This window comes from Ferrimonas senticii DSM 18821, assembly GCF_000422665.1.
GTDB classification, from domain to species: Bacteria; Pseudomonadota; Gammaproteobacteria; order Enterobacterales; family Shewanellaceae; genus Ferrimonas; species Ferrimonas senticii.
The window spans coordinates 132688-146615 of the sequence record NZ_AUGM01000004.1; the positions used below are offsets into that span (position 1 = coordinate 132688).

The 13928-nt window shown below is 54.0% G+C and carries 13 protein-coding genes; 8 read left to right on the forward strand and 5 right to left on the reverse strand.

Translation table 11 applies throughout. The annotated features are described in order from the left end of the window. Positions 1-2: 2 nt before the first annotated feature. Entirely contained in the window at positions 3-1307 is a 1305-nt protein-coding gene (locus G506_RS18710) for an MATE family efflux transporter (protein ID WP_240473382.1), read from the reverse strand. 272 nt (positions 1308-1579) lie between these two features. On the opposite strand from G506_RS18710, the gene G506_RS0104230 reads away from it, so the two are divergent. The 4 genes from G506_RS0104230 to G506_RS0104245 all read left to right on the forward strand — a co-directional run bounded on the left by G506_RS0104230 (position 1580) and on the right by G506_RS0104245 (position 4472). Next, the gene (locus tag G506_RS0104230) at positions 1580-1870 is read left to right on the forward strand and encodes a co-chaperone GroES (RefSeq protein WP_028115788.1); all 291 of its coding nucleotides are present in this window, start codon (positions 1580-1582) and stop codon (positions 1868-1870) included. Between the two features lie 37 nt (positions 1871-1907). Further along, on the forward strand, positions 1908-3545 hold the full coding sequence (groL, locus tag G506_RS0104235) for a chaperonin GroEL (protein ID WP_028115789.1): 1638 nt from the start codon (positions 1908-1910) through the stop codon (positions 3543-3545). A gap of 207 nt (positions 3546-3752) precedes the next feature. Further along, positions 3753-3974 (forward strand): hypothetical protein, encoded by a 222-nt coding sequence (locus G506_RS0104240; protein ID WP_156904785.1) that lies wholly within the window; start codon positions 3753-3755, stop codon positions 3972-3974. Positions 3975-4157: 183 nt separating this feature from the next. Next, complete coding sequence (locus tag G506_RS0104245; RefSeq protein ID WP_156904786.1) at positions 4158-4472, forward strand: hypothetical protein; 315 nt, start codon at positions 4158-4160, stop codon at positions 4470-4472. Positions 4473-4529: 57 nt separating this feature from the next. Here G506_RS0104245 and G506_RS0104250 read toward each other — a convergent pair whose 3' ends face one another. Further along, on the reverse strand, positions 4530-4958 hold the full coding sequence (locus G506_RS0104250; protein ID WP_028115792.1) for a PACE efflux transporter: 429 nt from the start codon (positions 4956-4958) through the stop codon (positions 4530-4532). Positions 4959-5076: 118 nt separating this feature from the next. On the opposite strand from G506_RS0104250, the gene G506_RS0104255 reads away from it, so the two are divergent. After that, positions 5077-5967: a LysR family transcriptional regulator gene (locus tag G506_RS0104255; RefSeq protein ID WP_028115793.1), complete on the forward strand. Its 891-nt coding sequence runs from the start codon at positions 5077-5079 to the stop codon at positions 5965-5967. Positions 5968-6029: 62 nt separating this feature from the next. Further along, the gene (locus G506_RS0104260; protein ID WP_028115794.1) at positions 6030-6650 is read left to right on the forward strand and encodes a TetR/AcrR family transcriptional regulator; all 621 of its coding nucleotides are present in this window, start codon (positions 6030-6032) and stop codon (positions 6648-6650) included. Here the strand turns inward: G506_RS0104260 and G506_RS0104265 are convergent. Continuing rightward, on the reverse strand, positions 6640-7650 hold the full coding sequence (locus G506_RS0104265) for a DUF2804 domain-containing protein (RefSeq protein ID WP_035387002.1): 1011 nt from the start codon (positions 7648-7650) through the stop codon (positions 6640-6642). The genes G506_RS0104260 and G506_RS0104265 overlap by 11 nt on opposite strands. 116 nt (positions 7651-7766) lie before the next feature. Between G506_RS0104265 and G506_RS0104270 the strand changes: the two genes are divergently transcribed. Further along, on the forward strand, positions 7767-8006 hold the full coding sequence (locus G506_RS0104270; protein ID WP_028115796.1) for a hypothetical protein: 240 nt from the start codon (positions 7767-7769) through the stop codon (positions 8004-8006). A gap of 59 nt (positions 8007-8065) precedes the next feature. On the opposite strand, the gene G506_RS0104275 is transcribed toward G506_RS0104270, so the two are convergent. After that, complete coding sequence (locus G506_RS0104275; protein WP_035387003.1) at positions 8066-11239, reverse strand: HD domain-containing phosphohydrolase; 3174 nt, start codon at positions 11237-11239, stop codon at positions 8066-8068. 201 nt (positions 11240-11440) lie between these two features. Continuing rightward, positions 11441-12325, reverse strand: coding sequence for an AraC family transcriptional regulator (locus tag G506_RS18715; protein WP_051201890.1), 885 nt, complete (start codon positions 12323-12325; stop codon positions 11441-11443). Between the two features lie 456 nt (positions 12326-12781). Between G506_RS18715 and G506_RS0104285 the strand changes: the two genes are divergently transcribed. Continuing rightward, entirely contained in the window at positions 12782-13927 is a 1146-nt protein-coding gene (locus G506_RS0104285) for an iron-containing alcohol dehydrogenase (protein WP_035387030.1), read from the forward strand. The last annotated feature ends 1 nt before the right edge of the window (position 13928 follow it).

Below are 13928 nucleotides of genomic sequence, written 5' to 3' on the forward strand. Positions count from 1 at the left end.
ACTTAGCTAAGACCTTGCTGTAACGCCGCGCCATTGTCATAGCGACAGGCGCGGCGTTTTGCTATCTGCCAACAGAGAACGCCAGCAAGACAGTTGGCACTGGCCATGGCGATAAAGATCCCTTCGGCGCCGCCAAGGCGCTGCCCCAGCCATGCCGCAGGCAACAGCAGCCCAAGTCGGACGATGTTCAGCGCCAACGCCGCCATCGGTTGTTGTTCGGCATTGAGCAGCACCGACAGCAAAATCACCATCCCCAACAGGCCATAACTGGCCGGCAGCCACAGCAGGAATTGGCTTAAGTAGTGGCCGGTGGCCGCTTCAATGGCAAATAACCCGGTTAACGGTTGATTGGCGAACCACACCAGCAGATACAGTGCCAATTGCACCAATAGTACCACTTTAAGGCAGCCAAACAGTGCGTGGAACGCCCGCTGATGTTGACCGCTACTCAAGTTCAGCGCCAAAAACGGCGTTAGGGTGCCGGACAGGGCGGTAACCAAAATCAGCATTACCCCTTCGATCCGCATGCCGACGCCAAAGGCCGCCACTGCGTGGGTATCGATCCGCGCTAGCATCGCAATTAAGGTCGCACTGGCGAGCGGATTAAGCAGGTTCGACGCAGTACAAGGGCGGGCGATATGCAGCAGTTCGCGCCAGTGCTGCAGCAGCAAGGGCGGTTGCGGCAGCGCCGCTAAGCGATATTTCAACAGCAACAACGCCAGTGCGGTTGCCGATGACAGCAGCCATGCCAACACCGTTGCCAGCGCCGCACCTTGCAGTCCGAGCTCAGGAAACGGGCCAATGCCAAAGATCAGCAGAGGATCAAGAATGGCATTGGTTACCGCAATCAGGGTAGTTACCAGCGCTGGGGCGAAACTGTAACCGGCGGCGCGCAGCGCTTGGTTAGCTTGGATCTGCAGCACCAACAGCGGCGCCCCCAAATACCAAAGCCAGATGTAGTCGTAGTACAGCGGCAATAGCGCCCCTTCGGCGCCCAGCAACTGAAACTGCCAATCGATGCTAATCATGCCGAAACCGCACAGCAGCACCGCAATCATGCCGGTGAACAGTAAGCTGTGGCTGACGAAGCGCCGCGCTTGCAGCAGATCGCCACGGCCGAGCAAGCGGGCGACGTTGACCGACAGGGCGCTGCCGCAGCCCAACGCGATGGCTACCACCATCAGGGTCGGCGCTAGCGTGAGCCCGAATGCGGCAAGGGGATCGGCCCCAAGGCGAGAGATAAAATAGGCATCGGTAAGCTGATACGCCAATAGGCTAAGTACCGCCAACAGATTGGAACTGGTCATGCGCGCCAGCGTCGGCAAAAGCGCGCCGTGGAGCATGTCCAACTTGGTTCTTAACAAGCGCAACCTACCGCTTATGGCTTAGCTAAAAAGAGAGGCGAGTGTAACAACTGCATACGCTACTGAGCAAAGTGCAAAGCGCACTTGTGGGCGATGGGTAACTTTTTTGCGGTGCTGCCCTTGTATTCAAATTGGCGAGCCCCATATCAGATTTCAGTTAGCAGCCTAGCTGCATTTTTTACCCTTACACGGAACCGTTTTAGGAGAGATATCAGATGACTATCCGTCCGTTGCACGACCGCGTTATCGTTAAACGCACCGAAGTAGAATCCAAGTCTGCTGGCGGCATCGTTTTGACTGGCAGCGCCGCTGAGAAGTCCACCCGTGGTGAGATCATTGCCGTAGGTAATGGCCGCGTTCTGGACAACGGCGAAGTGAAAGCGCTGGACGTTAAGGTTGGCGACACCGTGATTTTCAACGAAGGCTATGGCGTAAAGACCGAGAAGATTGACGGCCAAGAAGTGCTGATCATGTCCGAGTCTGACATCCTGGCGATCGTCGAATAATCCCAATCTGATTCAAGTTTGTAGAAGGAGCTAAGCAATGGCTGCTAAAGACGTAAAATTTGGTAACGACGCCCGCGTAAAAATGCTGGCTGGCGTAAACATCCTGGCCGACGCCGTAAAGGTAACTCTGGGTCCTAAGGGTCGTAACGTAGTTCTGGACAAAGCCTTCGGCGGTCCAACCATCACCAAAGACGGTGTATCGGTAGCCAAAGAGATCGAACTGGAAGACAAGTTCGAGAACATGGGCGCGCAGATGGTTAAGGAAGTCGCTTCCAAGGCCAACGACGAAGCGGGCGACGGTACCACCACCGCTACCGTACTGGCACAAGCCATCGTTAACGAAGGCCTAAAAGCCGTTGCCGCTGGCATGAACCCAATGGATCTGAAGCGCGGCATCGACAAAGCCGTTGTTGCTGCGGTTGCCGAGCTGAAAGAGCTGGCGCAGCCATGTGCCGATTCCAAAGCGATCGCTCAGGTAGGTACCATCTCTGCTAACTCTGACGAGTCCATCGGCCAGATCATCGCTACCGCGATGGAAAAAGTAGGCCAAGAAGGCGTGATCACCGTTGAGGAAGGTCAAGCACTGGAAAACGAACTGGATGTAGTAGAAGGCATGCAGTTTGACCGCGGTTACCTGTCTCCGTACTTCATCAATAACCCAGAAAACGGCACCGTTGAGCTGGACTCTCCGTTCATCCTGCTGGTTGATAAGAAAGTATCCAACATCCGCGAACTGCTGCCGATCCTGGAAGGCCTGACCAAAGCGGGCAAGCCACTGCTGATCGTGGCTGAAGACGTGGAAGGCGAAGCGCTGGCGACTCTGGTTGTTAACAACATGCGCGGCATCGTTAAAGTAGCTGCAGTTAAAGCCCCAGGCTTTGGCGATCGTCGTAAGGCGATGCTGCAAGATATCGCCATCCTGACCGGCGGCACTGTGATCTCTGAAGAGATCGGTCTGGAGCTGGAAAAAGCCACTCTGGAAGACCTGGGTACCGCTAAGCGCGTAGTTATCTCTAAAGACAACACCACCATCATCGATGGCGTTGGCGAAGAAGATCAGATCAAAGGCCGCGTAGCTCAGATCAAAGCCCAGATCGAAGAAGCCACCTCCGATTACGACAAAGAGAAACTGCAAGAGCGTATGGCCAAACTGGCTGGCGGTGTGGCAGTGATCAAGGTTGGCGCTGCCACCGAAGTCGAAATGAAAGAGAAGAAAGATCGCGTAGAAGACGCGCTGGCTGCAACCCGTGCTGCGGTTGAAGAGGGCGTGGTTGCTGGCGGCGGTACCGCACTGGTACGCGCGGCAGCGAAGATCGCCGATCTGACCGGTGACAACGAAGACCAAAACGTGGGTATCAAACTGGCACTGCGTGCAATGGAAGCGCCACTGCGTCAAATCGCGTACAACGCGGGTGTTGAAGCCTCTGTGGTGGCTAACAACGTTAAAGCCGGTGAAGGCGCGTACGGCTACAACGCCGGTAACGACACCTACGGCGACATGATTGAGCTGGGCATTCTGGATCCAACCAAGGTAACCCGTTCTGCACTGCAGTTCGCGGCGTCTGTGGCTGGCCTGATGATCACCACCGAAGCGATGGTCTCTGAGATCAAGCAAGATGCCCCTGCGGGTGCCCCAGACATGGGCGGCATGGGTGGCATGGGCGGCATGATGTAAGCTGCCGTTAGCCCCGCGTTCTCGGGCGCGAGCTTGTCAAAAAGCCGTGAGTTCAGCTGAACTCACGGCTTTTTTGCTTATAAAGCATAGGGTTACTTAAAGCGTGAAAATATTTGTCGAAGCGGTGATCTTGTCTACGTGTAACGGCGTTACACGAACTTAACCCCACAATTGGCTGGCGTATCGTTCCTTAGGAGGAGGATGGCGATGAGTAGATTACAAGCGCAGAACCAGCAGTATCGGATCGAGCTAATCCGCTTTCCGGTGCAGGATTGGTCGCTACCACAGCGGCGCTACCAAGTTGCACTGTATGATAATCGCACCGGCAATTGGTTGGGACACTCGCGCCCCAAAGTGTTCGACAGCTTCCTAAAGGCGCAAAGTTACTTTGATGGCTTGCGGCAACGCTACATCGTCGCTCAGCCGTAACCGAAGCCAAGCAGGTTGAACCGAAGTCACCACTTTGGCCACAAAACCACTGTATATGAACACAGCGGTGCAGCTTTAGGGTAGAATGGCAGGTGACTGTTAGTCACCCATGTTGAACAAAGGTCATCGCGCAAGCCGATGGCCTTTTTAGATCGCCCTTTGCGGCAGTTAGTAAAAGCGTTGATGAACCCCGATTCAAATCTAGAGGCCGCCACGCCTGCGGCTGAGTTTCCCTACGTTGCGATCCGCTTCTTCGAAGATCTGCGTGCCGGTCTGCGCATTCGCAGTGTCTACCGCAACCCCCATAATGACATCCAGTTTGGCGATATCGTCCAAGTGCCGGTAGGGGTGTTTGGCTGGCGTAAAAAGCGAGCATTGGTGGTGGAGTTGCTGGATCAGCCGCCGCATCAAGGTCGTTTGAACGCCATTGGTAATATTGTTGGTTCGGCCAATATTAAGCGCAGTGAGCAACTGCGCCAGCGTGACCAGGCCGCTTAAAGCCAGATACAACAACGCCGATGCAAATGCATCGGCGTTGTTGTGTTAACCGCAGGATTACGCTGTGGCCGGTTGCCGGCGGCGGACAATGGCAGCACGAATGTGGTCGTAGGCCAGATTGTAGAAAAAGGCGTAAATGGTGATCAGCACGGTTACGCCAATATCCATTAACAGCGCTTCCAGCCAGCCCACCTGCAGCATATAGGCCATCACCGGTACGGTGATCAGCAGTAACCCGCTTTCAAACAGCAGCACATGAGCAATTCGTGTCGCCAAGTTGCGATTTACCCGATCACCTGGGACCAGTTGATCAAAGCCCCAGTTAAAGACGAAGTTCCAGATCATGGCGATGGTGGCGATCAACACCATGGTGCCGGACAGCGCGGTGACCGGATGGTCGGTAAACAGCATCAGGCCGATAACCGATAGGGCGATCGCCAGCAGTTCAAACAAGGTCGCATGAAAAATGCGTTCAAAGGTACTCATGGGGGTCTCTAGTTTACGAAGTGTGGCGATTATCGAGATCTCGATAGCACAGCCAAGTCAGTCGCCATCACTACTCGTGATACCCTAGATTGGGCCGAACAGCTAACAGAACATCATCATGTACAGTTTCGAACAGCTAAAAATATTCGTATGTGTTTGCCAGTGTGGCTCATTTTCAGCGGCAGCTCGCCAGCTGGGAAGGGTGCAATCGGGGGTCAGTCAGGCCATCGCTAATCTTGAAATTGCGATTAACCAACCGTTATTTACCCGCAGTGGTAATGCCACGCAGATAACGGAAGCTGGGCAACTGTTGCTGCCAATCGCGCAATCGATTTTGGATCAAAAACGCTATTTTGATCAGAAAGTTGAGTCGATTGATCGGCAATTGGAGCAGCAGTTAGTGCTGGCGGTCGACGAATCGCTGCTGGAGCCATCATTAATGGCGATACTGAGTCAACTGGCGGAACGCTTTCCTATTACCGATGTCGAGCTGATTGGTGTCCCGACCTTTGACGTTGAGCAGTTGGTCAGGGAGAAACGTGCCCAGTTGGGGCTGCTGTATGCTGATGGTGAACTAAAAGTGGATATGGATTTCGTCACCTTGGGGCAGCGGCGATTTGTAACGGTTGCAGCGCCGCAACACCCGTTGGCGCAGTTAACTCAGGTGACCGATGCCGACCTTACAAGTCAGCGACAGCTGGTGCACCGCAGCTCTGATGGCAAAGAGTTGTGGTTCAGTTATCGGATCAGCAGTCGCTGCTGGTACGCCAATAGTCATCAAGCGTTAATCGATATGGCTGCTGCCGGCGTTGGTTGGGCAGTAGTCCCGGCTACACAAGTGCAACCGATGTTAGCAACTGGGAGACTGGTTCAGCTGCCAGTGAGCCATGAAGATCGGGGCTGGTTAACGACTTGTGGCTGTGTGATTTCTCGTAGCTATACCCGTGGTCCGGTGCTTGAGGCATTGCTCACTTTATTGCAGCAACACTACAGCGATTCTCACCATTAACCGGTTTGGATTTGCTGCTTGCGGGTGTTAGCTTAATGTAAATTAAAATTCGCATTTAGCTTATGTCACAGCCGAAACAGCAACGCAGCCAACAGACCCAGCAACGATTGTTGCTGGCGTTAGATGCCTGCTTGCAGCGCAAGTACTTTGAACAGATCACCGTGGCGGAATTGGCCGCAGAAGCGGGAGTGTCGGTCGGCACTGTCTATCGTCGCTTTAAAGACAAAGAGGCGTTGTTGCCACTGTTGTATCAGCGTTTCAGTGATGATCTGCAGCGCTGGCTTAGCAGTTTTACTGGGCAGTCGCTGGCGAGCTTTGAGCAAGCGTTGCAGCGCTATTGTGTGGAAACGTGGCAGTTTATGAGCGCGCAGCGGCATGTGCTACGAACTGTGCACCTGAATGCGCGCTTGCATGCCGAAGCGCTACCACAGGCGCAGTTGCAAGGGCGCTCGACCGAATATCAGTTGTTGCAGCAATGGCTGGCTAGCCACCTAAGTCAAGCGCAACAGGAGCGCTGCCATGAGCAGTTGCAACTGGTGGTATTTACGGTGACCAGTACCACCTTAGAAAAAGTGCTGTATCCGCAACTGACCCCAGCAATCGCCTGTGAACAGCAGGGGCAACAGTTCGCACAAGCGTTGGCGCAACTGCTTGGTGGCAGTTTTACCTCAGTTACCATTTAGCGTACTGATCCTCGACAAAGCCCCATTGCTGCTCGATGTGGATGTGGCGGCCATCAGCTAGGGTAATGCTGCCAGCAAAGAGGCCAAACAGCTGTTTAAAATCGCTGGCTGCCAGCAGTAGGTTAAGCCGTTGTCGATGACTGCCCTTGGGGGTAAAGCGCAAGTTGATGGCGCCGTCAGCACTGCGGATCTGCCACGGCTGTTGGGGATCATGCCAGTGATAATCAAATTGGCATTGTGGCAGTGGCAGCAGTTGGCCATTTAACCACAGAGCGTTTTCGCTGAAGCTGGTTTCGTTTACCCCGCAGGACAGGTTCAGGCCGATAATATCGCCGGTGCTGCTGCGGCCAGAGAGACAGGCCCAGTTCCAAAAGGTTTGTCGGCGTAGGTAGCCAGCAGTGAAGTCATGGTGGGCAAAGGCATCGAGGTCGGCCAGAGCAAACGATTGCTCACCCGTTTGCAGTTCGCCGAAGCAGCGGGTGCCCGCCACCTTGCGGGCGTAAGCCCAGCCATTGCGGCCGATGCGGCTGCACAGCGCCAGCGGCTCAAATTCGCTTTCATCAAACCACAGATCGGCCTGACAACGGGGATGATTGATCAGCAATCGCTTGCGCTGTTGCTGATGGCATAACTGCACATGCAGATCGCCGAGCCGCGCCAGACTTTGCCCCTGACGCAGATCATTGGTCAAGGATACGCCCAGCCCCAGCGGCGCGCGTTTGCTGATCTCCAACAACATGCCGTGCTGGGGTTGGTACAGGTAAACAAACGCTACTGCGGTGTGGCGCAGATGAGCCAAAGCACAGCCTCCGACTAACTCTGGGCTAACAAAGCCGAAGTATTGAAACTGCTTAAAGCCCAATTGGCGGCTAAGCCAATGGCTTGGTTGATAAAAGGCGTTTAGGTGTTGGTAATGGTTTAGGTCAATAGCATCAATGCTATCGCCATGATGGCCAAAGCGCGGCTGGCCATTAACAAACAATCCGTTGTTGTTATCCATCAAGCGTCCACTGCTGGAAATTGAGATTGGCTATGACCATAACAATTGTTGCCGCTCAATGGGCAGAGTTTTAACTATGGTTGCTGAAGGCTTTTACTGTTACCGAGGAGGCAAGCATGGCCTACGTGCAAATTGACGGTGTGCGCTTGGAAAAAGAGTTACTGGATCTGGCTAAAGCCCACACTACAGGGCGTGGCGAGGGGCGGATCTCTCAGGATGAGGCGCAGGATCTGATCAACAGCGCCATGGATGGCCAAGGGATGACGGCTACCGAGATCGCTACCCTAAACTACATCCGCGAGAATTTTTCGCTAACCAGTGCCGCCGAACGGGTGTTTGATGAACATCTGAAGTAGGTGCTATCGCCCTAAAACAACGCCGCAGTCGTTTGACTGCGGCGTTGTTGTTGGTGGCGCTAAAGTTCGAGCTGGTCGAGGCAGTGTTGAATGTCGACCTCATCGATCTGTGCTGGATCGAGATGCTCGTGGGCGTAGCGCAGATAGGTACCACTGCGCAGGAACAGCGCAAACAGCTGCTTATCAAAGTGCTGACGGTTGGCCATCTTAGTCATTATCTGGATCGATTCCGACAGCGTTTTGGCGCGCTTATAGGGGCGGTCGGCGGCGGTGAGTGCTTCAAAAATATCAGCAATCACCAGCGCTTGCTCTGGCACCGACAGCTGTTCGCCGGTTAGACCGCGAGGGTAGCCACTGCCGATGAGGGTTTCATGGTGGCTAGTGGCATAGCGCGGCACTCGGCTAAGTTCTGGCGGGAACGGCAGGCTTTCCAACATCTTAATGCCGCTGACCATATGTTCGTTGATGCGGTAGCGATCCTCCGGCGTCAGCGTGCCACGCTCGATCGACAGGTTGTACAGTTCGCCTAGGTTTTGCAGCAGTTCTGGCGGCGCCATGTTGATGCCATAGCTGGGCTCGTTGCTGTGATCATGCTGACTGCAGATCCGGTGCTGTGGTTTATCACTGAGCAACGCTTCGGTTGCCGGCAGGCTAGGTGCTTCACCGCGCAGCAGAGTTTGCTCTAATGGCGATAGCCCTAAGCGATCGTCAAAGTGGCGTTGCCAAGTTTGCGTGGCGATCTGCTGCAGTTGCTGACGTTGCTGCTCACTGAAACGCTCGCCGCCGATATTGCACTCGGCGACAAAAGCAAACTGTTGTTGCAGTTGTTGTTGGCGGGCGGCTAACTCGGCTTGGATCTGCTCGAGCTGTTGCGGCTGGGCGATCTGCTGCACTAAGGCTTTGATCTCAGCATCGCGCCACAGCACTTCAAAACGCATCCGTACTTCGTGAATGCGATTGTAGATCGCCTCTAGCTTACTGCCCTTGTCGACGATGTGATCTGGGGTAGTGATCTTGCCGCAATCGTGCAACCACGCGGCGATGCGAAACTCGCGGCGTTCATCATCACTATTGAAATGGAAGCCGGCAAAGGGGCCATCTTGGGCTTGTTCGACCGCTTCCATTAGCATAATCCCCAGTTCCGGCACGCGGTGACAGTGGCCGGCAGTATACGGTGACTTTTGGTCAATGGCGTTGGCGATCAGCTTGATGATCGATTCGATAAACGCTTTCTGTGCCTGTTCATGAGCGGCGATGGTGTCGGCCATCTGCTGCACCGAGCCGGACAGATCAGCCAGTTCACTGATGCTGGTTGGTACCGGTGCCACTTGCTCAAATTGGCGCCGCTTTATTTTTTGGGTTTCACGGCGTAATTGCAGAATCGGCCGCACTACCGGTTGGCTGAAAAGCCACGCCAGCGGCAGCAATAACACGATAATCGCGGCGGTAAACAATACCGAACCGCGGATCTGTTCGGTAACCTGATCAACCAAGTACTGCTCTGGTATCGCAACGACAAAGTAATCGTTTAGCTCACTCAAGCTACTGACCTTATCGGCGTAGACGTAGGTCGGCTGACCTTGAACAGTCAGCAACTGCAAGCTGCCTAGTCCTTGTTGTTGTTCCAGCAGTTGCAACAGCTTTTTATAGGGCAGAGTGCTTTTTTCGGTGGATGCCAATAACTGTGGTGAACCGCTGAGCCAGCGTCGGTCTAGAGCTTGATGCTGTTCGCGACTGATATTGGCCAGCGCCTTATTTAAGATCTGTTGTAGCAGTGGTTGCTCGTCGGCCACCACCATGTAGTAGTGACCGTCAAACAACGCATCAAGATCGCTGAGGTTGTCATGTAGGTTGATCTGATTGAGGTAATACTGTGCTTGCTTGTATTGCAGAATTTGCTTGGCTCCAAGCACGCCATCGATCTGGCCGTCACGCAGCGCATCAAACGCTGGTTTTAGCTCGTTAAATTCGATAATGGTAATGTCTGGATAGTGCTGCTTTAGCAGCGGGATCACCGACCAGCCAGCCAATATCCCCAAACGGCGCCCTTGCCACTGCAGCAGCTCGGTGATTGAGTCGGTTTCTAACGTTGCCAGCGCAAATGGCATGGTGAACATCGGTGTACTGAAGCGACCCAGTTGCTGGTTATCCTGATGGCGTTGTGACGATTGCAAAATATCGATTTCACCGGCAATAAAGGCTTGCTGTAACTGCGCCCAACTTTGGCCATTGCTAAAACGAAATTTAAGTCCGGTCATCTCGCCTATCAGCGTAAACAGATCAATGGCATAGCCTTTGGGAACGCCACCAACGGTAAAATCCATCGGCTCCCAAGCGTCTTGATTGGACACCCTCAGGGTTGGAGAATGAGCAATAAATTGCTGTTGCGCTTCGGTTAACAGCAGCGGCTGCGAAGGCGGTAGTGAGACGTCGTCGGTTGACTGTTGGTTGGTGGCCAGCACCTCGCCGTATTGGTCGACTAAATAGGCTTTGGTTATGGCGCTTAATGGCCGCCGTTTAGGATCGTTTTGGATCATCTTGGCGATGCTGGCCAACACCACATCGATAGCAATGACCGCATCAGTGTCGCCGATGCGGTGGCTGTAACTTTGGCCATTAATGTCGACTTCAAAAAACTGATAGGGATCGGTTTTATGGTTGCCGTGTTGCTGGGCTTGTTTGAACCAGGTTCGCTGCGATGGAAAGTAGTTATCGACCTCACTGAATTGGCGAGTCAGTTGAAATTGTTGATCGTAAATTTCGGTGGTTTGGATGCGCGGCAGATTTTCGCTGGCGGCCTGATAACTGGATACTACCCAGCGATCGTTGTCGCCAGCGGCTACCTGTTGACGCATTTGCGGCGCATGATTCAGGTCAAACAGCTGCAAAAAGCGATCGTCGCCGAAGCCGATGTAGGCGCTGTAGAATGCAGGCTGTTCCTCTAGGGCTTGGCGTAGCAGTTGCATCTGTTGTTGACGATGTTCGCCAGTCAGCAGCGGCTCGGCTAATTGAGCCAATAAGGCAACGGTGTAATTGGCATCGCGGTCGATCTTGCTGATCTGGGCCGACAGCAATTGGCCATTAAGCGAAAAGCGCTCGACCATGCTCTGCTGAATCATCTGTTTGGTGAAATGGTATTGCACCCCGATGACGACGGCGCCGGTAATTAGCGTCGCCAGAACCAACAGCCCAGCGGCCATTGCTTGGATGGAAAAAGTGCGGTTACGCAGCATTTAAGGAACGAGCCTCTAAGGTATCGCCGATGGCGCTGCGGGTAAGTATCGCTGCAGTCTGCCACCAGCGCCATTGATGAAGGTCATCTTGGATGAAGTTAATGGGAGGATGCCGGTTGCCGTGATTGATAACCCCGTTCCCAAGAGCTGGCTAAAACAATCATGAACTGCGGCAAACCCCTAGGACATATGTCAGTTCTGTCATAAGGCAGGGATTTTGCTGGGCGGGGTGCCAAAGTAGCGTTTGAATTCTCGGCTAAATTGAGTCGCGCTTTCATAGCCGACGGCAAAGGCGGCGGCACTGGCTGCCATCCCTTGATAGACGATCAGCCCTTTGGCTTTGTTTAAACGCAGCTTTTTTAAGTACTGCAGCGGCGAATCCGCCACTGACGCTTTGAAGGCGCGAAAAAAGGCCGATTCGCTCATTCCGGCGACTTGTGCCAGTTGCTCTACCGTTAGTTTCTGCTCGAGGTTCTGCTGGATATGCTCGATGCTGGCACTGATCCGTGCCAGATGTTGATCCTGCTGCACTAACGCGGCAAGCAGATGACGCTTGGGACCGGTAAGCAGTTGGTAGTAGATGATCGCCAACCAATGCGGCGCTAAGGCGTTAGCTGAGGCCGGTTGCAACAGCGCTTGAGCCAGCTGGTTCAGTGCTTGATGCAGAGCTTCGTTGCGTCGGAGCTTATCCACGCCGCTGCCCTGATAGGGCGCAAAGTAACTATCACCATGCTGCTGTTGCAGTTGTGCCACCATGGGGCGCAGCAGCGGCAACTCAAACGGCAGGTACATCCCTAGCATCGGCTGGCTCTTGGAAGCGAAGCTGTGACACTCAATGGGGTAGCTGGTGGCGATCAGTAATATGTCCTGATTGTCATAATCGAACCGTTGCTGGCCAAAGCGGACTTGTTTACGGCCTTGGGCTAACACCGCCATCCCTTGTGGATACATCACCGGCGTTGATTGCTGTGGCTGGTCGCGGCCATACAAGGCAATTTTTGGATAATGGCAGCACACCGGCTCGCCTTGATAATCACCACCATGCTGTTGATACAGCTGGCTTAGGGTGTCGCTAAACCGGGACATTGGCACATCCTTGAACCGTTGCAAATAATCACCATTGTGCGTAAGCCGGTAGCATTAGACAAACATTTGCCAAGATCTGGCAGGAATAGGCTGAAACTTGATGGGAATGGGCAAGAGTTATCGATGTCGTTGTTATTATGCTAAAGCAACTAATCTGGATAGCTTACAGATACGTGATCGGTAAGCGCTAGGGCGTGTTGACGTTTGGTGTTCAGAATTTGGTCGAGGATAGCGACTGTCAATCGAGGATTACGATTGAAGGCATAGTGGCTTTATGTCGAAATCGTATGACAAAGAGTGACAGGCGCTAGTCCGGCCCTGCAAGGCGCCCTTCGGTGATTAATGAACAGTCAAATTGATTGAGCAAGTCTAATTTGGCATTAACAATGGCCGATGATGGGCGCAAAAATATACGACAAAGGTCAACACGCCCTAAAACATCACCAAGGAGTGACGATGAAATTCAGTTTTGAGAACTCGACCCGAATCCATTTTGGCGAAGGGCAGATCGCCCAAATCAGCCACGATATTCCTACCGATAACAAGGTACTGGTGCTGTATGGCGGTGGCTCGATTAAGGCCAACGGCGTGTATGACCAAGTGGCAGCGGCGCTGGCGGGGCATCAGTGGGGCGAATTTGGCGGTATTGAACCCAATCCGCAGTATGACACCTTGATGCAGGCGGTGGAGCTGATCCGCTCAGAAGGTTATGACTACTTGCTGGCAGTTGGCGGTGGTTCGGTTGCCGATGGCACTAAATTTATCGCCGCCGCAGTCAGCTACCCAGGTGATCCGTGGGAGATCCTAGCTCAAGGCAAGCCGGCAGTCAGCGCCTTGCCAATTGGCTGTGTGCTAACCCTGCCGGCAACCGGTTCGGAATCTAACATCGGTGCGGTGGTCTCTCGCGGTAGCAGTAAGCTGGCGTTTATGGATCCGCGAGTACGTCCGCTGTTTGCGGTGCTGGACCCACAGGTCACCCTGACTCTGCCACCACGGCAGGTCGCTAATGGTGTGGTTGATGCCTTTGTTCATGTGATCGAGCAGTACCTGACGTTTGATCACGGTGCCAAAGTGCAAGATCGCTTTAGCGAAGGCTTGCTGCTTACGCTGATTGAAGAGGGGCCGAAAGCGCTGAGCCAGCCGGATGACATCACGGTTCGTAGCAACGTAATGTGGGCCGCGACCATGGCGCTTAATGGTCTGATTGGCGCTGGCGTACCGCAGGATTGGACCACCCATATGATTGGCCATGAGCTTACCGGCCACTATGGCGTCGATCACGGTCGCAGCCTAACCATCATGCTGCCTGCGGTCATGAAGGCGCGCCGAGTGCAAAAGGGCGACAAGATTGTCCAGCTTGGTGAGCGCGTGTTTGGGATCACCGCCGGCAGTCGTGATCAGCGTATCGATGCCACCATCGAGGCGGTAATCGCCTTCTTCAAGCAGATGCAAGTGCCGACGTCGTTGGCGGATATCGACTTAGGTGATGAGGCGATCGAAAAAGCGCTGGCAAGCCTGGCCGCTCATGGCCGCCAAGGGATGAGCGAGCAGGGCGATGTTGGCCCAGCAGAGCTGCGGCAGATGCTGGAATTGGCTCGTTAAG